The 20938-nt window shown below is 71.1% G+C and carries 11 protein-coding genes; 7 read left to right on the top strand and 4 right to left on the bottom strand.

Annotation, left to right across the window (positions count from 1 at the left end; translation table 11 throughout):
- Window positions 1-32 precede the first annotated feature (32 nt).
- From PQI07_RS23750 to PQI07_RS23730, 5 genes are all read left to right on the top strand, one after another.
- The gene (locus PQI07_RS23750; RefSeq protein ID WP_274927543.1) at window positions 33-320 is read left to right on the top strand and encodes a globin family protein; all 288 of its coding nucleotides are present in this window, start codon (window positions 33-35) and stop codon (window positions 318-320) included.
- A gap of 108 nt (window positions 321-428) precedes the next feature.
- Window positions 429-797 (top strand): hypothetical protein, encoded by a 369-nt coding sequence (locus PQI07_RS23745; protein ID WP_043352571.1) that lies wholly within the window; start codon window positions 429-431, stop codon window positions 795-797.
- Window positions 798-826: 29 nt separating this feature from the next.
- On the top strand, window positions 827-1762 hold the full coding sequence (locus PQI07_RS23740; protein ID WP_085987674.1) for a ferredoxin reductase domain-containing protein: 936 nt from the start codon (window positions 827-829) through the stop codon (window positions 1760-1762).
- A gap of 88 nt (window positions 1763-1850) precedes the next feature.
- Window positions 1851-2915: an SGNH/GDSL hydrolase family protein gene (locus tag PQI07_RS23735; RefSeq protein WP_274927542.1), complete on the top strand. Its 1065-nt coding sequence runs from the start codon at window positions 1851-1853 to the stop codon at window positions 2913-2915.
- 303 nt (window positions 2916-3218) lie between these two features.
- Window positions 3219-4916, top strand: a complete 1698-nt coding sequence (locus tag PQI07_RS23730) for a methyl-accepting chemotaxis protein (protein WP_446720968.1) — start codon at window positions 3219-3221, stop codon at window positions 4914-4916.
- A 76-nt stretch (window positions 4917-4992) separates the two neighbouring features.
- Here the strand turns inward: PQI07_RS23730 and PQI07_RS23725 are convergent, their stop codons facing one another.
- The gene (locus PQI07_RS23725) at window positions 4993-7533 is read right to left on the bottom strand and encodes a glycogen/starch/alpha-glucan phosphorylase (RefSeq protein ID WP_075381880.1); all 2541 of its coding nucleotides are present in this window, start codon (window positions 7531-7533) and stop codon (window positions 4993-4995) included.
- A gap of 425 nt (window positions 7534-7958) precedes the next feature.
- Between PQI07_RS23725 and PQI07_RS23720 the strand changes: the two genes are divergently transcribed.
- Together PQI07_RS23720 and glgA are read left to right on the top strand one after the other, a co-directional pair.
- Window positions 7959-9545, top strand: coding sequence for an alpha-amylase family glycosyl hydrolase (locus PQI07_RS23720; protein WP_043379732.1), 1587 nt, complete (start codon window positions 7959-7961; stop codon window positions 9543-9545).
- A gap of 567 nt (window positions 9546-10112) precedes the next feature.
- Entirely contained in the window at window positions 10113-11651 is a 1539-nt protein-coding gene (glgA, locus tag PQI07_RS23715) for a glycogen synthase GlgA (protein WP_274927540.1), read from the top strand.
- Between the two features lie 61 nt (window positions 11652-11712).
- Here glgA and glgB read toward each other — a convergent pair whose 3' ends face one another.
- The 3 genes from glgB to PQI07_RS23700 form a co-directional block, all read right to left on the bottom strand.
- Window positions 11713-13995: a 1,4-alpha-glucan branching protein GlgB gene (glgB, locus tag PQI07_RS23710; protein ID WP_053608224.1), complete on the bottom strand. Its 2283-nt coding sequence runs from the start codon at window positions 13993-13995 to the stop codon at window positions 11713-11715.
- Window positions 13992-17270 (bottom strand): maltose alpha-D-glucosyltransferase, encoded by a 3279-nt coding sequence (treS, locus tag PQI07_RS23705; protein ID WP_043379728.1) that lies wholly within the window; start codon window positions 17268-17270, stop codon window positions 13992-13994. The genes glgB and treS overlap by 4 nt, the downstream gene beginning before the upstream one ends.
- Window positions 17271-17419: 149 nt before the next feature.
- Entirely contained in the window at window positions 17420-20800 is a 3381-nt protein-coding gene (locus PQI07_RS23700; protein WP_274927539.1) for a maltotransferase domain-containing protein, read from the bottom strand.
- Window positions 20801-20938 lie beyond the last annotated feature (138 nt).

The raw sequence follows: 20938 nt of genomic DNA, 5'->3' as shown, positions 1-20938 counted from the left end.
CCTGAGGCCGCCTGTTCGAGGTCGCCCCGCAGGTGCATCCCTGCTTCCCCGCGCACAGGCCCGAGCAGACGCCGACGGCCATGCTCGGGCCGGCGGTGGCCAGCCCGAGCCATCCGGAGACCGGGGCGCCGGCGCTCCAGGCTTCGGACGCAAGGCCCGTGGCCGACACGCAGGACGCCCCCTGCGCGCCGGTGGGCGCGCCCCTGCCGTGGCCCCTGGAACAGGGCCTCGGCGCGGACTTCACCCCGGAGGTCCGGGAGGCCCGGACGGAGACCCACGCGCTGGCCGCCCGCGCGATACTGCAGGCGGACGCGGCCTGAAGGCCGAAACGGCGAAAGCCGTCGATCGGCTTAAGCCACCCTTAACCATGTTCGACCAAGCTCCTGTGGATGGACGGGCCCTTCAGCGCCCGGGAAGGGGATGGTCGGATGGCCGAGGCGGCACGGCGTTACCAGCAGGCAGGGGGCTCCGACCTCGTGCGCCGCCTGATGGCCCGGCCGGTCCGGCTGGAGCAGCAGGCCCGGACCCGGATGCCGCTCCGCGATCCCCGCCATGCCGATCCATCCCCCGAGGCCTTCGACGATCCGTCGGATGCGCTGGACGAGGCCGACGAGATCGCCCGCCTCGAGACCGAGCTGCAGGTGATGAAGGCGGTGCTCCGGGCCCAGCGGCAGGAGGTCGAGTCGCTGCGGGCGCAGCGCCAGCTCCTCACCGACTCGGCCCCGACCGACGATGTCCGCGCGACCCGCGAGCGCTGGGCGGCCCTGGTCGACTCGCTCCTGATCCGCGCCCGCTGATCCGTCACAAGCGCATGCGGGGGAGAGCCATGGGGGCGCGCTGCTCGCTCGTCGTCAACGGTCGGTCGGTGCGTGTCTCGACCGGCGATACGCCGCTGGAGGCCGCGCTGGCCGAGGGCATGATCGCCCCGCTCCAGGCGCAGCCCGGCAACCTGCTCGCCGGCCAGGGCCTCGCTCAGGGCAGCGCCGCACCGTCCGGTCGCCGTCATCCGGCCCGCCGGGCCAGGGCCGAGGCCCTGCGCCCGGCCCTTCCCGGCGCCCCGATCCAGGGCCAGGAGGCGGCGGCGCCGCCGCCCGTGGCCGTCCGCAAGGGCACGGTCACGGAAATCCGCCGGCTCAGCCCCGGAATCCTCGAGGTCGTCGCGACCCTGACCCGGCGCCCCACCGGCGAGCCGGGCCACCAGGCGCTGGTGACCTTCGCGGGGCTGCCCACCCTGACGCTGTCCCCGACCCTGCGGGTCGACGGCACGACCGAGATCAACGACGTGGTGTTCCACGTCGCCCGCGACCCCGAGGGCGATCCCCTCGACGCGCTCCGCCTCGACCAGCCGGTGCGCCTCAAGGGGCCGGTCGGCCGGGGGCAGTACCGCCCCGGGGGCGGGCGCCTCGTGCTGGTGGCGGCCGGCGCCGGCTTCGGCGCGATCTGGGCGATCGCCCGGGCGGCCCGCTACGTCGAGCCCGCCCGCGAGATGGCCCTGGCCGTCGGCGCCCGCGACGCCCTGGACCTCTACATGCGCGAGAGCCTGGACTGGCTGCGCCGCACCGGCGTCGGCCGGATCGTGCTCTGCGCCGATCGCGGCCGCCAGCGGCCGCCGGACGTGCGCTCCGGCCCGCTCAGCGCCCACCTGCCGAGCCTGCGCGCCACCGACGTGGTCCACGTGGCGGGCGACGTCTCGACGGTCGGCGCCGTGCAGGTGCTCGCCGCCGCGGTGGGCGCCCGCTGCTACCCGATCGTGATCGACTGACCGCCGTCGCCTCGACGCGGCGGCGTCCGGCTGCTACCGGCGCCGGGCCGGCCGCACGGGGCCGATCCTGAGCCCGATCCGAGCCCCGATGGTCCGCGTCCTCTGCCTCGGCTACAGCGTCACGGAGCTGCCGGGCTATGTCGAGCGGGCCAACGCCCTGGCCGAGGCCGAGGGGCGTCCGGTCACCTTCCTCCGCAGCGGCTGGGGCGGCCATTCCCTGCCCTCCATCGCCGCCCTGATCGACGAGATCCTGGACGCGCTCCCCTGCGACGGCGTCCTCCTCGAGCTGTTCACCGGCAACGTCCGCTACTTCGACGGCGCGACGATGCGGGCCTATCTCGACGACATCCTCGCGGCGACCGCCCGGCGGGACCTGCCCGTCGCCTTCCTCAACCTCCACCAGGGCGGCGTCGACTACGCGGCCGAGCCCGTCGCCGGCCTGCTGGCGGAGTACCGCGCCCTCTACGGGATCCCCTATCTCGACATCGCCGCCCCGGTGGCGGCCGCGGGCGCGGGCGACATCACCTACCTCCTGACGGATGCGACCCACGTCACGCCGGTGGGCGCCGACCTCTACGGCACCCTGGTCTACAGCTTCCTGCGCGCGCCGCCCCCGGGCCGCGCCTATATCGACCGGTTCCGGCCCCTGCCGGGCCGGTTCGAGGCCGTGCCGCTGCGCGCCCTCCCCGGTCTGACCTGCGGGTTCGCCCTGCGCCGCAACGGCATCCCGCTGGACTTCCTGGAGATTCCCGAGGGCACCCGCGTCACCGTCCCCCTCGGGCGGCCCCGCGACGTGATCGGTCTCCTCGTGACCTACGGCCCCCAGGCGGGCACGCTGACGGTCCAGGACCCGGCGAAGGGACGGGGGCACGATCTCGTCGCCTACGACGAGTTCTCCTACTACACGCGCTCGATGTTCCGCAGCGTCACCCTCCCGGCGGCGCGCGCGCTGACGATCGCGCAATCGGCGGAGCGGCCGGACATCGCTCTGCGCAAGGGCGCGCCGGATCCGGGCCCGCGGATCGGGCGCGTGTCGCATGTCGTCTGCCGGCGCAGGCTGAGCCTCGCCCAGCGCGCCGCGCGCCTGCTGCACCGGCTGCGGCGCGGCCTGCGCCGCCTCGGGCCGCGGGTCGGCCTCGTCCGCGGGGCCTGAGATTCCGGCCCGGGCCGGGCGTGAAGGAGACGCCGGGCCTCACAGCGCCCGCCCGCGCCCGCCGGCGAGACCGCTCCATCCCCAACCCGGATCGGCCAGGCGCTCCCGGACGCGCGCCCACACCGCTCGATCGGTTCAATGGCGCTGATGTATTTCTTCAAATTCATCAGTATTTGCGTCTGGAAAAATACTCGGCGTGTTATTCTGGCGATGTCCATTTGCAAGACGATCGTGGCGACGCGTGTATCCCTGTCGCGGATGTATGCTAAGAGACATTCGGAGTTCGGGAAGGGATCGGACGATATGCGGTTTCTACGGAATGCAAGCCTGCATGTAAAAATGTCCGTGCCCATCGTGTTCATGGTGATCGTCACTGCGGGGGTCGTATTTTATTCGATTTCGGGTCTCAAATATATGGAGGAAAGAAACATATATCTGGTCGATTATTATTTCGCTAGGCTCGAGATATTCGCGAAAGTTCGCGAAAAATTCGTCGATGCCGCGCTTATGAATCGCAATTTGATCATCGGCCGCCCTGAAGGGGACCTCCCGCTCTTTCGCAGGCGCTACGACGAGGACGTCAAGGCCGTGGCCGACGGCATCGAGACGCTGGCCGAGGGCTCGCGGCGCGAGGAGATCGCGGCGATGCAGCGCCAGATCGGGGCGATCGCCCGGGACTATTTCGACCTGCTCGACCGCTCCAACTACCTCGCCCTCCGGAACGACCGGTCTGCGGCGATCCAGGTCGGCGTCGTCGCGAGCCGTGAGGTCCGGGCGCAGTTCGACAGGGCGGCCCAGGATTACGAGGCGCAGGCGACGGCCCGCCTCCGCGAGGCGAGGCGCGCGTCCCGGCAGGAGGCCGAGCAGGCGCGGACGGTCCTGATCGGCTCCGCCCTGGCGGGCCTGCTCGCCGCCTTGAGCCTCTCCGCGGTGATCGTCGTCTTCGGCGCGACGCGGCCGCTGCAGCGCCTCGTCGCCGTCCTGCGGCGCATGGCGCAGGGCGACGTCGAGGCCGCGATCGTCGAGGCGCAGCGCGGCGACGAGATCGGGATGGTCGGGCGGGCGGTCGAGGCGATCAGGACCATGGTCGCCCGCAACGCCGCCGCGGAGGCCGAGCGCCGACGGCGGGCGGACGCTGAAGCCGCCGCCGTGCGCAAGGAGGCCACGATGGACCTCGCTCGGACCTTCGAGGAGGCGGTGGCCAGGATCGTCGAGCAGGTCTCGTCGGCCGCGGGAGAACTGGAGGGCACCGCCCACCAGATGACGACGACCGCCCAGGAGACGGCCAGCCAGTCCGGCGCGGTGGCGGCGGCGGCCGAGGCGGCGGCGGCCAACATCAACGCGGTGGCGGCCTCGACCGAGCGGCTCGGCAGCGCCATCCAGGCGATCGGCCATCAGGCGAGCGGCTCGTCCGACCTCGCGCAGCAGGCGGTCGGCGAGGCCGACCAGACCGCCGGCCTCGTGGCCGAACTGCAGCAGGCGGCCTCCGAGATCGGCGACGTGGTGCGGCTGATCGCGTCCGTCGCCGAGCAGACCAACCTGCTCGCGCTCAACGCGACCATCGAGGCGGCGCGCGCCGGCGAGGCCGGGCGCGGCTTCGCGGTCGTGGCGGCCGAGGTGAAGGCCCTGGCCGAGAAGACCGCCAAGGCGACCGACGGGATCGCCGCCCAGATCGGCCGGATCCAGGGCGTGACCGGTTCCGCGGTCGGCGCGATCGGCGGGATCATCGACCGGATCCGCGAGATCAACGGCGTGGCGATCGCGATCGCCGCGGCCGTGGAGGAGCAGGGCGCGGCGACCCAGGAGATCGTGCGCAACATCGCCCACGCGACCCGGGGTGCCACGGCGGTGACCGGCACCATCGTCGGGGTGGCCGAGGCCTCGGAGCGCACGGGCGTGGCGGCCGATCACGTGCTCGCGGCCGCCACGGCCCTGTCACGCCAGTCGGAGCGGCTGTCGGCGGAGATGGACCGCTTCCTGGTCGGCGTTCGCGCCGCCTGAGGGCCGGAGCCTTCCGGAGCGGGCAGGCCCCGCGCCGACCCGCTTCCGCATGGGAGCGGGTCGGGCGGCCGACGGCTCAGCCCAGGCGGACCCGCCAGATCTCCTCGGCGTATTCGCGCATCGCCCGGTCGGAGGAGAACCACGCCATGCGGGCGGTGTTGCGGATCGCCTTCGCCCACCAGCCGCGCGGATCGCGCCATGCGGCGTCGATGGCGCGCTGTACCCGCCAGTAATCGTCGAAATCGGCGGTGAGCAGGTACTGGTCGCGCCGGCGCAGGTCGTCGGTGAGCGGCCGGAACCGGCCCGGCTCCTCCGGCGAGAACCGCCCCGCGGCGATCATGTCGAGGGCCGCCGCCAGCCGCGGCGAGGCCTGGATCGCCTTGGCCGCGTAGTCCGGCTCGGCCTGCCGGGCCTTCACCCCGTCGGCCTCCAGGCCGAAGATGAAGATGTTGTCCGCCCCGACATGGTCGCGGATCTCGATGTTGGCGCCGTCGAGGGTGCCCACCGTGAGCGCGCCGTTGAGGGCGAACTTCATGTTGCCGGTGCCCGACGCTTCCAGCCCAGCGGTGGAGATCTGCTCCGACAGGTCGGCGGCCGGGATGATCGCCTCGGCGAGGCTCACCGAGTAGTTCGGCAGGAACACCACCTTCAGCCGGCCCGCGACCTCGGGATCGTCGTTGACCGCCTTGGCGACGTCGCAGGCGAGCTTGATGATCAGCTTGGCCTGGACGTAGCTCGGCGCCGCCTTGCCGGCGAAGATCTTCACCCGGGGCGTCCAGTCCCGGTGCGGCTCGGCCTTGATCGCCTGATAGAGCGCCACGGTCTCGAGGATGTTGAGAAGCTGGCGCTTGTACTCGTGGATGCGCTTGACCTGCACGTCGAACAGCGCGGCCGGATCGACGTCGATGCCGGTGCGCTCGGCGATGAGGTCGGCCAGGGCCTCCTTGCGCTCCCGGCGCACGGCCGCGTAGCGCGCCACGAAGACCGGGTCCTCGGCATGGGCTTCCAGGCCCCGCAGCAGCTCGGGATTGTCCAGCACGCCGGCGCCCACCGTCTCCACGGCGAGCCGGGTGAGGCCGGGATTGGCGTTGTGGAACCAGCGGCGGAAGGTGATGCCGTTGGTCTTGTTGACGATCTTGTCCGTGTCGAGGGCGTGCAGGTCGGAGAAGACCGTCGAGCGCATCAGGTCGGTGTGGAGCGCCGAGACGCCGTTGACCCGGCGCGCGCCATGGAAGGCGAGATGCCCCATGCGCACCCGCCGCCCGTGCGACTCGTCGATCAGCGAGATCGAGGCGAGGTAGGCGGCGTTGTCGGAGGCGGTGTCCTGGCGGGCGTGCTTGGCCTGCTCCTCCAGATGCATCCAGTTGATCAGGTAGATGATCTGCATGTGGCGCGGCAGCAGCCGCTCCATCAGCTCCACCGGCCAGGTCTCCAGCGCCTCGGGCAGGAGGGTGTGGTTCGTGTAGTGCAGCGTGTGCGTGGTGACGTGCCACGCATCCTCCCAGGAGAGGCCGTGCGCGTCGATCAGGATGCGCATCAGCTCCGGCACCGCGATGGCCGGGTGCGTGTCGTTGAGCTGGATCGCGGCGTGGTCCGGCAGGGACCGGACGTCGCCGCGCTCGGCCACGTGGCGGGCCACGAGATCCTGGATCGAGGCCGCGGTGAAGAAGTATTCCTGGCGCAGGCGCAACTCCTGGCCCTCGGCCGAGGAATCGCTCGGATAGAGCACCCGGGAGATCGCCTCGGCGCGCATCCGCGCCGCCACCGCGCCGACATGGTCGCCGCCGTTGAACCGGGCGAGGTCCACGGGCTCGCCGGCCTCGGCCTTCCACAGGCGCAGGGCGTTGACGTGGCGCCCGCGCCAGCCGACCACCGGCACGTCGTGGGCCACCGCCCGCACGGTCTCGGCCGGCTGCCAGTGCCGCCGGATCACCCCCTCCTCCGCGGAGGACATGGTCACGGTGCCGCCGAAGCCGATGGCATAGGTCGCCTCGGGCCGGGCGAATTCCCAGGGATTGCCCTCGGCGAGCCAGGTCTCCGGCGCCTCGCGCTGCCAGCCGTCCTCAAAGGACTGGCGGAACAGGCCGTGGTCGTAGCGGATCCCGTAGCCCATGGCCGGGATGCCGATGCTCGCCATGCTCTCCATGAAGCAGGCGGCCAGCCGCCCGAGGCCGCCATTGCCCAGAGCCGCGTCGGGCTCGGCCTCCTGCACGGCGTCGAGGTCGACCCCGAGTTCCCGCAGGGCGGCGCGGGTGGTCTCGGTCAGGCCCAGGTTGTTCATCGCGTCCGACATCAGCCGGCCGATGAGGAATTCCAGCGACAGATAGTAGACGCGCTTGTTCGGCACGCTGCGCTCGGCGGCCAGGGCGGCCGCCACGATCCGCTCGCGCAGGGCCAGGGCGGTCGCCGCGAACCAGTCGCGCGGGCGTGCGGTCTCGGGCGTGCGGCCCAGCGCGAAGGTGAGCTTGGCGCGGATCGACTCCCGCAGGTCGACCCCCGCGTCACCACTTGCGGACAGCACCGGGGCGGTCCAGGAGCCTGCGGCCGGGGCCTCGGGAGCGCGCTCGTCGCGCGCGACATCTTGTGGCACAGGCCGGGTCAGAACATCGTTCAACACGTGCGGGTCCCCCAAAGTCGTCGCCCCGGATTCTAGCGCCGGGGGTATCGTGGGCGGATTATCTCTTTTGATGGATTGCCGCCGCATGAACGGACGGACGATCCGTGCCCCGAAGCATCCGACGATGCGGTCGGCTTCCGGCGAAGTCGTGGCAGCGCCGCTCGATCGGAGCCCGCGGGTACGCTGAGAGACATATGGCGCGGCGGCGTGACATTCCAGGCACAGATCTGCGCGACGGCGCTGCGCGAAGGTCATGCACGCCGGCGATGCGGCTCACGGTCATGCCCGGGACGCGGTTCTCGACGGGCGCTCCGTGTCGGGCGCGCCGATCCGCGCCCGCCCGGCGCGCGCCCGGAGCGCATCCGTCGCCGGTCGCCAGCACGCCGGTCAGCGGTTAAGCGTGGGCCGCCAACGGGAGGGGCAGCATGACCGACACTGTCTGGTGGAAGCGCGGGACCGTCTACCAGGTCTATCCCCGCTCCTTTCACGACACGAACGGCGACGGGGTCGGCGACCTGCCGGGCATCACGGCGCGGCTGGACTACCTCGCCTGGCTCGGGGTCGACGCCGTCTGGATCTCGCCCGTCTATCCCTCGCCCATGGCGGATTTCGGCTACGACGTGGCCGATTACTGCGGGATCGATCCGCTGTTCGGCACGCTGGCCGACTTCGATGCCCTCGTGGCGGAGGCCCATCGGCGCCGGCTGAAGGTGATCCTCGACTTCGTGCCGAACCATTCCTCGATCGCGCATCCGTGGTTCGCCGAGAGCCGGTCGTCGCGCACGAGCCCGAAGCGCGACTGGTACATCTGGCGCGATCCCGCCCCCGACGGCGGGCCGCCCAACAACTGGCTGTCGAATTTCGGCGGCCCGGCCTGGACGCGCGACGAGGCCACCGGCCAGTACTACTACCACGCCTTCCTGGCGGAGCAGCCGGACCTGAACTGGCGCAACCCCGCCGTGCGGGCGGCCATGCACGACGTGCTCCGCTTCTGGCTGGAGCGCGGGGTCGACGGGTTCCGGGTCGACGTGATCTGGCACCTGATGAAGGATGCGGGGTTCCGCGACAACCCGGCCAATCCCGACTACGCGCCGGGTTCCCCGGAGATCAACCGCTTCACCCAGGTCTACTCCGCCGACCGGCCCGAGATCTTCGACGTGATCGCCGGCATGCGGGCGGTGCTGCGCGACTACGGCGAGCGCGTCCTGATCGGGGAGATCTACCTGCCGGTGGAGCGGCTGGTCGCCTATTACGGCCCCGACCTTACCGGTGCCGACCTGCCGTTCAATTTCCAGCTGATCCAGACCCCGTGGCGGGCCGACGCGGTGGCCGAACTCGTGGCCGATTACGAGGCGGCCCTGCCCGAGGGCGGCTGGCCCAACTGGGTGCTGGGCAACCACGACCAGCCGCGCATCGCCGCCCGGGTCGGGCAGGCGCAGGCCCGCATCGCCGCGATGCTGCTGCTGACCCTGCGGGGCACGCCGACCCTCTATTACGGCGACGAGATCGGGCTCGGCCATGTTCCGATCCCGCCGGAGCGCGCCCGCGATCCCTGGGAGTACAACGAGCCCGGGCACGGCCGCGACCCGGCGCGCACCCCGATGCAGTGGGACGACAATCCCCAGGCCGGCTTCTCCACGGCCGAACCCTGGCTGCCGCTGGCGGAGGATTGGGCAGCCTGCAACGTCGAGAGCCAGCGCTCGGATCCGGGCTCGATGCTCACCCTGTACCGGCGGCTGCTCGCCCTGCGCCGCGACCACGCGGCGCTCGCCGTGGGCGGCTACCGGGAGGTGCCGCTGGGGATCGCCGCGGTGTTCGCCTACGAGCGCTTCGCCGACGATGCCGTTCTGCGCGTGCTCCTGAACTTCGGCGCGGCGTCGCAGGATCTGCCGCTGCCCGAGGGCGACTGGACCGTGCTGCTCTCGACCCGTGCGGGGCGGGCGGGCGAGACGGTCGGCCTCACCCTGGCGCTCGGACCCGCCGAGGGGGTGATCCTGCGCCGCGGCGGGTGAGCCGGACCGGATCCGCCCATCCGGGCGCGGCGCCTCGGCGCGGGCGCCGGTCCAACGGCCCGGCGGCGCCTCATGGTCCGAGCCGGGGGCACGACATGGCTTGCGGCCGGAGCCTTTGGCTGCTGCGGCCCTCGACCGTCATCACGCGCGCGCGGCGGTGCGGTGCCTCAGGGCTGCGCGCCGTCGGCCGTCGGGCGCGGGGTGGATGGCCTCGCTCCGCTCGCAGAGACGGCAGGGCCGAAGCCCCCAGCCGGACACGGTCCAGGCGCGCAGAACGTGATTCGGGATAGGGCGGTGCCGCTGCGGCGCGGCCCTGTGCATCGACGTCGGGCCGATGCCGCCCCATCCCGGAAGCCGCCCGGCCTGCCGAAACTTGCCGCGCCGCCACGATTTCGTGCTGCGACGCCACATAGGTAAGTGAAGCTTAATTCTCACGGTGGCCTATTTTGTGCGTCGCAGCGGAACCGTCGCGACGGAGGAGTATTAGCCGTGGTTGAGATCGCGACAGCCGTGCCTGCCCGATCGTCTGCCAGACCGGGGCATTCCGCCCGGCCAGGATCAATGCTGATGCTCGATACGCGCTGTGGTGGTTCCTTCGCCGAGTGGTCGTCCGGCGAGGGGGACGGCGTCGTATCCGTACCGGTGCCGGCCCGTCCGGCCTCGCTGCGCCGCCGCATCCTGTACGCCACGCCCGAGATGGCCGACTTCGTGAAGACCGGCGGCCTCGGCGAGGTCTCGGCCGCCCTGCCTCGGGCGCTGGTGCCGCACTACGACATCCGCGTGCTGATCCCGGGCTACCGGCAGGTCCGCGCGGCGTTCCCCGAGATTCCGGTGGTCGCCCGTCTCGAGGGCTTCGCGGGGGTTCCGGCCTGCGACCTCGGCCTGGTCGAGGCGGCCGACGGCCTGCGGATCTACGTGCTGCTCAGTCCCGACCTCTACGAGCGCGACGGCACGCCCTACGGCGACCAGCACGGCGATTTCGGCGACAACGACCTGCGCTTCGCCCGCCTCAGCCTCGCGGCGGCGGACCTCGCCGCCGGCGCCGACCCCGACTGGGCGGCCGACCTCCTGCACCTCAACGACTGGCAGGCGGCCCTGGCCCCGGCCTATCTCGCCTGGCGCGGCCGGCGGGTGCCGAGCGTGCTGACGATCCACAACCTCGCCTATCAGGGCCTGTTCCCCCGGGACGCCCTGCCCCGGCTCGGCGTGCCGGAGGCGGCCTTCCAGGTCGACGGCGCCGAATTCTACGGGCAGCTGTCCTTCCTGAAGGCCGGCATCTTCTACGCCTCGCAGGTCACCACGGTGAGCGAGACCTACGCGCGGGAGATCCAGACCCCCGAGTTGGGCTGCGGCCTCGACGGGCTGCTGCGCACCCGCGCCGGTCAGGGCCGGCTCGCCGGCATCCTCAACGGCATCGACGAGACCTGGGACCCGAGCACCGACCCGCACCTCGCCACGCGCTTCGAGATCGACGACTGGAAGGGCAAGCGGGCCAATGCCGAGGCGGTACGCCAGCAATTCGGCCTCGCGGTTTCCCGCGGGCCGCTCTTCGCCATCGTGTCGCGCCTCGTCCACCAGAAGGGCATCGACCTGAGCCTGCAGGCCGCCGAGGCGATCGTGGCCGAGGGCGGCCAGCTCGTGGTGATCGGCCAGGGCGAGGGCCGGTTCGAGCAGGCGCTCCGGGGCTTGGCCAAGCGCCATCCCGACGCGGTCGGCGTGCATGTCGGCTTCGAGGAGGCGCAGGCCCGGCGGATGTTCGCGGGCAGCGACTTCCTGCTGATGCCCTCGCGCTTCGAGCCCTGCGGGCTGGCCCAGATGTACGCGCAGCGCTTCGGCTCCCTGCCGATCGTGCGTCGCACCGGGGGCCTCGCCGACACGGTCGAGGACGGGGTGACGGGCTTCACCTTCGCGGAGGCCTCGGCCGCGTCCTTCGGGGCGGCGGTCCGCCGGGCGCTGGAGGCCTTCGGCCAGAAGAAGCGCCTCAACGCCATGCGGCGGCGGGCCATGGCGGCCCGCTTCGGCTGGGATCAGGCCGCCGACAATTATGCCGGGCTCTACGGCCGGGCCATCGGCAACAGCACCGCGCTGCGCTGGCGGGCCGTGTAGGGCCTTCTCGCGGACGCAGCCGCCTCACCCCCTCCCCCAGAGGGGGGAGGGGGGGCTCCCCTCACCCCTCCAGCAGGAAGATCATCGTGGCGAGCGGCGGCAGGGTCAGCGACAGGCTCTGCCCCTGGCCGTGGCTCGCCTGATCCTCGGTGCGGCGGCCGCCCTGGTTGCCCAGGTTGGACCCGCCATACACGCCGGCATCCGAGTTGAACGCCTCGCGATAGAACCCCGCCGCGGGCACGCCGATCCGGTAGCCCTCGCGCGGCACGGGCGTGAAGTTCGAGACCACGATCGCCACCTCGCCGGGCTTGGCGCCCTTGCGGGCCCAGGCGATGACGCTGTTGTCCTGATCGTCCGCCACCAGCCACTGGAAGCCGGTATGCTCGACATCACGGCTGTAGAGGGCCGGCGTCGAGACGTAGAGCCGGTTGAGATCGCGCACCACGCTCTGCACGCCCTTGTGCAGCGGGTCGTCGAGGTGGTGCCAGTCCAGGCTGGTGTCGTGGTTCCACTCCCGCTCCTGGCCGAACTCGCCGCCCATGAACAGCAGCTTCTTGCCGGGATGCCCCCACATGAAGCCGTAATAGGCCCGGAGATTCGCGAATTTCTGCCAGCGGTCGCCCGGCATCTTGCCGAGCAGCGAGCCCTTCCCGTGCACGACCTCGTCGTGGGAGAGCGGCAGGACGAAATTCTCCGAGAAGGCGTAGAGCAGCCCGAAGGTCAGGTTGTGGTGGTGGTAGCGGCGGTGGATCGGATCCTCCTGCATGAAATGCAGGGTGTCGTGCATCCAGCCCATGTTCCACTTGAAGCCGAAGCCCAGGCCGCCCGTATAGGTCGGATGCGAGACGCCGGGCCAGGAGGTCGATTCCTCCGCCACCGTGATTGTCCCGGGGGCGTGGCTGTAGGTCGCCTCGTTGGTCTTCCGCAGGAAGTCGATGGCGTCGAGGTTCTCGTTGCCGCCGTAGCGGTTCGGGATCCACTCGCCCTGGCGGCGGGAATAGTCGAGGTAGAGCATCGACGCGACGGCATCCACGCGCAGGCCGTCGAGGTGGTAGTGCTCCAGCCAGAACCGGGCGTTGGCGGCGAGGAACGTCGCGACCTCGGTGCGCCCGAAATTGTAGATGTAGGTGCCCCAGTCCTGGTGGAAGCCCTGGCGGGGATCGGCGTGCTCGTAGAGGTGGGTGCCGTCGAACTGGCCGAGCCCGTGGGCGTCGAGGGGGAAGTGGCCCGGCACCCAGTCGAGCAGCACGCCGATCCCGGCCTCGTGGGCGGCGTCCACGAAGGCGGCGAAATCCTCCGGCGTGCCGAAGCGGCTCGTCGGGGCGAACAGCGAGACCGGCTGATAGCCCCAGGACCCGTCGAACGGGAACTCGGTGATCGGCAGCATCTCGATATGGGTGAAGCCCAGATCCTTGACGTAGGGGATCAGCCGTTCGGCGAGCTCCCGGTAGGTCAGGTAGCGGTTCCCCTCCTCGGGCACCCGCGCCCAGGAGCCGAGATGGACCTCGTAGACCGAGATCGCCGCATGGCGCGGGTCCTTGGCGCCGCGGGTGCTCATCCAGCCCGAATCGCGCCAGTCGAACTCGCCCGACCCGTGGGTGACCGAGGCGGTCTCCGGCGGGTGCTGGGCCGCGAAGGCGACCGGGTCGGCCTTGAGCGGCACCAGGGCGCCGTCGGGGCCGCGGATCTCGAACTTGTAGCGCACGCCGGCCTTGAGGCCCGGCACGAACAGCTCCCAGATGCCGCCGTCCTGCCAGAGGCGCATCGGGTGGCGGCGCCCGTCCCAGTCATTGAAGTCGCCGACGACGCTGACCTTGCGGGCGTTGGGTGCCCAGACGGCGAAGCGGAAGCCGTCGATGCCGTCGAGCTGGCCCGACTGCGCACCGAGCATCCGGTAGACGAGGTTGGTGCCGACCTCGCGCAGCGTCGCCACGTCGTATTGCTCGATCGAGGAGCCGAAACCGTAGGGGTCGTAGCGGCGGCGCTTCGTGCCGTCCCAGGACTCGACCTCGATCTCGTAGAGCGGCCGGTGCTCGCCCTCGACCCGCGCGACCCAGAATCCGTCCGGATGGCGCTTCTCGAACGGCACGGTGCGGCCGTCCATCACCAGGGTGGCGGCCCGCGCCTCGGGGAGCACGGCGCGCACCTCCCAGGCCTTGGGCCCGACCCGGTGGGGGCCCAGCACCGAGAACGGGTCGCCGTGATTGGCCGCCATCAGGGCCGCGATCGCGTCCGGATGGACGCTCGGCGTCTGCGCGACGCCGGAGCCCGGGACATCCGCGTTCCGCGCCGTCCCCGCTTCCGGGGCGGCCCGTCGTGCGAAGGTCTCGTCGATCGCCGTCATTCCAATGCTCCGGGCTCGTGTCCGTCCGTGTCCAGAATGGTCAGAACCCCACGGGCGGGGATTTCGATCCAGTCCGGCCGGTTGTTGGCCTCGTAATCGACCTCGTACAGGGCCTTGGTCAGCAGGCAGAGGCGCAGCAGCCGCGCCCGGCTTCCCAGGTCGGTCACGGCGGCGCGCGAGCCCTCCACCGCGGACTCGTAGCCGGCGAGGAACGCCGCCTCGATCATGCCGCGCCACGCCGTGGCGGCATCCCGCGCCCGCCCCTCGGAATCGGCGAACCGGGCGGTGATCTCCCGGATCACCGTCTCGGCGCCGTACGCGAAGGAGCGCATCAGCCCGGCGACGTCCCGCAGGGGCATCGACTTGGCCCGGCGCTCGTCGGCCGGACGCGAGGGCTCGCCCTCGAAGTCGACGATGATCAGGTCGTTCTCGGCGACCAGCACCTGTCCCAGGTGGTAGTCACCGTGGATGCGGGTCTTGTGGGCGCCCCGGACCGGCTCGGCGGTGAGCGCGGCGATCAGGGCCTCGACCTCGCCCCGGCGCTGGCCGAGTTCCGCGCAGGCCGGCTTGCCGGCATCGAGCCCCCGGTCGGCCAGGCCCTTGAGCGCCCGGAAGGCACGCTCCGCCTGGTGGCGGGCGTCGCGCGCCAGCACCGCGAGATCGTCCCCGGTGAACGGCTCGGCCGCGAAGGCCGGATCGTCGGTCTCGATCGCCAGCGCCGCGTGCAGCTCGGCGGTGCGCCGCCCGAGCAGATCCGCCCAGGGCCGGTGGGCCTGGAACGCCTCCTCGGGGCTGGCGGCCTCGCTCTCGGGGGTGAGCACGACGGTCTCGAAGTCCCGGCGCAGGCCCTCCAGCATCAGGGTCCAGGCATCGCCCTGGTTCACGACGAATTTCTGAAGGATCGCGAGGGCCGTCCGGGTCCCGTCCTCGGCGACGTGCTCCAGCGTGCCGAGCAGGGCGGGGGTATTGGAGAAACCCGCCTGCTCGGTGAGGAAGCGCCCGACCTCGATCTCGGGATGCAGCCCCGGCTGCAGGCGGCGCAGCAGCTTGAGCATCATCTTCGAGCCGACGGCGATCGAGGTGTTGCTCTGCTCCGCCGACAGCCGGCGGATATCGGCCACGTCGACCGTGACCTCCGGGTCGAAGGCCGAGGTGACGGCGAAGACGAGGCGGCCGCTCTCCGTGGGGATCACACGGCCCTGGCGCATGTCGTCGATGAGGCAGGCGGCGAAGTCGTTGGAGCCCGCCGCGCCGTAGAGCAGCCCGGTCCGCGGGCCGCGGCGCACCCGCGCCACCGCGAAGGGCATCAGCGCCTCGTCCTCGCGGCCCTCCTCGACGCCGACCGGCATGAAGTACTCATGGCTCTCGCCGTTGGCGAGCTGCACCTGCAGCCGCGGCAGCAGGAAGCGCGCGCTCCCGTCGACGTCCTTCAGGGCGGCGCAGTCGACCACCTTCGTGGCCTTGATCCGCGAGCCCTTGGCGCCGAACCAGCGCCGGCTCGTCAGGAACGGCGGCACCACCGTGCGCTCGAAGGCGACGCGCTCGCGCCCGCTCATCAGGGTCTCGATCCCGCCGGTGAGCACCAGGGTGAACAGCTCCGGCGGCTCCTGCTGCGGGCCGACCACCCCGGAGCGCGCGGCGCTCAAGCTGAACCAGTAGAAACCGTAGGACGGCAGGGTCAGCAGGTAGGGCAGATCGCCGATCGGCGGGAACTCGGTGCCGCCGGTGAGCTCGATCGGCACCGCGGTGCGCAGTTCCGACAGGTCGAGCTGCACCGCCTGGGGCGCCCGCGACAGGTTCGCCACGCACAGGATCCGCTCGTCCTCGTGCTCGCGGATCCAGGCCAGGACCTTCCGGTTGCTGGGATAGAGGAACTGGATCGTGCCGCGCCCGAGGGCGACGCTGTTGTTGCGGATCGCGATCATGCGCCGCGTCCAGTTCAGCAGGCTCGTCTGCGCCTGGGTCTGCGCCTCGACGTTGATGGCGTCGAAGCCGTAGATCGGGTCCTGGATCGCCGGCAGGAACAACTTCTGGGGGTTCGCCCGGGAGAAGCCGCCGTTGCGGTCCGGGGACCATTGCATGGGCGTGCGCACGCCGTCGCGGTCGCCCAGATAGATGTTGTCGCCCATGCCGATCTCGTCGCCGTAGTAGAGCACCGGCGTGCCGGGCATCGACAGGACGAGGGACTTCATCAATTCGATCTTGCGCCGGTCGTTCTCGAGGAGCGGCGCGAGGCGGCGGCGGATGCCGAGATTGATCCGGGCGCGGCGCTCTGCGGCGTAGAACGACCAGAGGTAGTCACGCTCCTCGGCGGTGACCATTTCGAGCGTCAGCTCGTCGTGGTTGCGCAGGAAGATCGCCCATTGGCAGCCCTCCGGAATCTCCGGGGTCTGGCGCATGATGTCGGTGATCGGGTGCCGGTCCTCCCGGGCGATCGCCATGTACATCCGCGGCATCAGCGGGAAGTGGAACGCCATGTGGCATTCGTCGCCGTCGCCGAAATACTGGGCGGTCTCCTCCGGCCACTGGTTGGCCTCGGCCAGCAGCATCCGGTCGGGGTAGCTGGCATCGAGGGCGGCGCGAATCTTCTTGATGACGTCGTGGGTCTCGGCGAGGTTCTCGCAGTTCGTGCCGTCGCGCTCGATCAGGTAGGGGATCGCGTCGAGGCGCAGGCCGTCGACGCCCATGTCGAGCCAGTAGCGCATCACCTCGATGACGGCCTCGAGCACCGCCGGGTTGTCGAAGTTCAGGTCCGGCTGGTGGCTGTAGAACCGGTGCCAGAAATACTGCTTGGCCACCGGGTCCCAGGTCCAGTTGGACGCCTCGGTATCGAGGAAGATGATCCGCGTGTCCCGGTACGGCTCGTCGGTGTCCGACCAGACGTAGAAGTTGCGCTCCGGCGAGCCGGGGGGCGCCTCGCGGGCGGCCTGGAACCAGGGGTGCTGGTCGCTCGTGTGGTTGATCACGAGTTCGGTGATGACCCGCAGGCCCCGGGCGTGCGCCGCCTCCACGAAGGCCTTGAAGGCCTCCATGGTCCCGTAGGACGGGTTGATGTCCCGGTAATCGGCGATGTCGTAGCCGTCGTCGCGGAGCGGCGAGGGATAGAACGGCATCAGCCAGATCGCCGTGACGCCGAGATCGCGGACGTAGTCGAGGCGCTGGGTCAGGCCCTCGAAGTCGCCGATCCCGTCGTTGTTCGAGTCGAAGAACGACTTGACGTGGATCTGGTAGATGATGGCGTCACGGTACCATTGCGGGTCGCTGCGATCGATCATCGCGTCGCTGCCTCATCGGTCGAATCTGACGGGACCGGCGGTGGGAACCGGCCGGGAGCGGGCGGACGACCGCCGCGCGGGTGCAATGGTCGGCGACGGGAAGGCCCGCCGCCGGGGTCAGGTGCCACGGTCAGGTGCCACGGGTGGCCTCAGCCCGCAACCCGCCGCGGCGCCCGCAGGCGCCAGATGACGCAGGATCGCTCGGCCGGATCGAGGGCGATGCGGTGGGACTTGCCGCGCAACTCGAACGTGTAGCCCTGAAGCAGGTCCTCGACCTCGACGGCGCCGTCGTCGGGCAGGCCGAACAGCCAGAGCGGCACCTCGTAGGTGCATTCCTGGCGGTTCTTCGGGTCGAGGTTGACCATGGTGAAGATGCAGTTGTCGCGCTCCGGCGTCGCCTTGGCGTAGGCGATGATCTGGTCGTTGAAGGCCCCGGTGAAGACGACGTTGCGGAAATCCCAGAGGGCGGGGTTCTCGCGCCGGATCGTGTTCAGCTTGACGATGTGCTCGCGGATGTTGCCCGGCCGGTCGTAGTCCCAGGCCTTCAGCTCGTATTTTTCCGAGTTCAGGTACTCCTCCTTGCCCGGATACGGCGCGGCTTCGCACAGCTCGAAGCCGTTGTAGATGCCGTAGACCGACGACAGGGTCGCGGCCAGGGTTCCGCGGATGACGAAGCCGGCGCGTCCGCTGGTCTGAAGGAAGTAGGGATTGATGTCGGGCGTATTCGCAAAGAAATTCGGGCGGTAATACTCGCCCATCTCGCCGGCCAGCTCCAGGGCGTAGTCGGTCAGCTCCTGCTTGGTGTTGCGCCACGTGAAGTAGGTGTAGCTCTGCTGGTAGCCGGCCTTGGCGAGCTTCTTCATCATCTTCGGCCGGGTGAAGGCCTCGGCGAGGAAGATCGCGTCCGGATAGCGCCCGTTGACCTCGCCGATCACCCATTCCCAGAACGGGATCGGCTTGGTGTGGGGGTTGTCGACCCGGAAGATGCGCACGCCCCGGGCGCACCAGCCGAGCAGGATGTCGCGCAGCTCGATCCACAGCCCGGGCAGGGCGCCGCCGTAGAAGTGGACGTTCGAGATGTCCTCGTACTTCTTCGGGGGGTTCTCGGCGAATTTTAGCGTGCCGTCGGGGCGCCACTCGAACCATTCCGGATGGTTCTTGATCCAGGGATGGTCGGGCGAGCACTGGATCGCGAAGTCGAGGGCGATCTCCATCCCGTAGGCGTGGCTCGCCGCGACCAGACGCTCGAAATCCTGAAGGGTGCCGAGGTCGGGATGCACAGCCTCGTGGCCGCCCTCCGCCGCGCCCACCGCGTAGACCGAGCCGACATCGCCGGGCTCGGCCGTGAGGGTGTTGTTCTTCCCCTTGCGGTTGGTCCGGCCCACGGGGTGGATCGGCGTGAAGTAGAGGACGTCGAAGCCGAGCTCGCGGATCTCGGGCAGGCGCCGGATGACGTCGTCGAAGGTGCCGTGGCGGTTCACGTCCATCGACTGGGAGCGCGGGAAGATCTCGTACCAGGCGGAGAACCGGGCCGCGAGGCGGTCGGCGATCACCGGCAGGGTCACGGGATAGCGGGTCAGGTTCACCCGCTCGGCGTTGCGGCGCACGAGGCTCGACGCGTCGGGCTGGAGGATCCGGTCGAGCTGGGCGGCCGAGCCGGTCTCCTCGGCGGCGAGCGCGGCGACGAGCGCGGCGAGCCGGTCGGCGTCGCGGCCGCCCCGGGTCCGGGCCAGCGAGGCGGCGGTCCCGACCAGGGCCACGCCCTCGATCGTCTCCAGGCGGACATCGACGCCGGCGCCGCGCTTCTTCAGGGTGTCGCGCACCCAGGACGAGAAGGCGTCGCGCCACGCGATCAGGGTGAACTCGTAGCGGGCGTTGCGCTCCAGGGGGAAGTGCCCGGCCCAGCGGTCGTTGTCGACGAAGACCATCGGGTCCTCGCGCCACGCGTCGCTGCCGGCGACCCGCGACAGGATCGCGGCGTCGATGATCTCGTGGCCGTCGGAGAAGATGTCGGCCTCGACCCGCAGGGACTCGCCGACGATCCGCTTCACCGGCGAGCGGCCGCCGTCGAGCTCAGGGCTGACCGCCTCGATCACCACCCGCCCCTCCCCGTCCGGGGTGCCGCGCTCGGGGAGCCGGGCGACCTCCTGGGCGCTGGCCGCCAGGATGCGCAGCTCGCCCGGCATCAGGTCGATGGCGCTGCCGGGATGGAACGCGATCGGCTCGGCGTCGGGCGTCCGGTCGACGAAGGTGCCGAGCATGCCGCCGGTGCGGGCGATGAGCGACCCGGCCTCGACCGGCACCGGCTTGTCGGTCGGGTTGTAGAGCACGATCAGCCCGTGCCGGGCCGAGGCCGGGTGGCCGGTGTCGAAGCGGGCGAGCGCCACGCAGTCGCTGTCGGGAGACGAGATCCGGATCTGCGCGCCCTCGACATTGGCGGCGGGCAGCTCCGCCCGCAGGGCGTTGACCGCCCGGATGAAGCCGGAGATGTCGATGCCGGTCTCGTGCTCGCGGTCGCCCGGGGTGGTCTCGACCACGTGCAGCGCCCGGCGGTAGCCCCATTCGTAGCCGATGGGCATCAGCACGCCGGCCGAGAAGAAGGCGGCCAGCGCGTAGCGGGTGCGCAGATGGGCCGCCACCGCCTCAGGGCCGCCGCCGATCCCGGCGGCGAGCCGCGTCATGTCGTGGTTCTCCGGGAAGGCGATGGAGGGCGCCAGCACCCGCAGGCGCTCGTACTGCTCCAGGGCCCAGGGCTTCTTCAGGTCCCACCACGCGAAGGAGTTGAACAGGTAGTCGAAGCCGGCGCCCGCCGTGGCCCGGGCCTCCTCGAAGGTGCAGCCCAGGGTCTCGGCGGCGAAGAGACAGGCGGGATCGCGCCCCTTGGCCTCCCCGATCAGGACGCGCCAGGTCTCCGGCGGCACCTTGTAGGCCGCATCACAGCGGAAGCCCGCCACGCCGAGGTCCTGGAGCCGGGCCACGTAGGCGCCCCAGATCCGGGTCAGCTCATCCCGGGCAGCCGGCGTGTGGTAGTCGAGTTCGGCCAGATCGCCCCAGACGGTGCGGATCGACGGATCGTCCGGATCCACCGCCGCCGGGTGCATGATCGAGCCATCGGACTCCTTCATGAACAGGTCGGGCCGCTCCGTGGCGAGGCGGGCGTTGTCGGCGGTGTGGTTGATCACGAGGTCGGTCATCACCGACAGGCCGAGGGCCTGCGCGGCCGCGCAGAAGCGCTGGATCTGCGCGTCGTCCGGCGTGCCGTCCGGGTCGCGGAACCGCTCGTCGAGCCGCTCGGGATCGGCCACCGCGTAGAGGCTCCGGGAGCCGCCGGTCTGGTGGAACGGGTTCAGGTAGATCCAGTCGAAGCCGAGCGCGGCGATCCGCGGCAGCTCGGCGGTCCAGTCCGCGACGCGCCCGACCAGGAGCGGGAACAGGTTGTAGATCCGCGGCCCCTCGGCCCGGGGCGCCAGCGCGGCCGGCAGGACGGCCTCGGCTCCGGTCGTCGCAGCGGCTTTGGTCGGTGCGTTCATGCTGGCTTCTGGCTCCCGTTCCTGTGTCGTAACGCCCGAACCGCCCGGGCGTGCCTTCGCGTGGGACGGCGGGGATTGTCAGGTCCGCGCCGTCCCCCTCTCAGCAGATTCGCATGACAGGGCCGCGAGGGACCTGCC

This window comes from Methylobacterium sp. 092160098-2, assembly GCF_028920805.1.
Classification (GTDB): Bacteria; Pseudomonadota; Alphaproteobacteria; order Rhizobiales; family Beijerinckiaceae; genus Methylobacterium; species Methylobacterium fujisawaense.
This window is presented reverse-complemented; position numbering and strand designations above follow the sequence as displayed.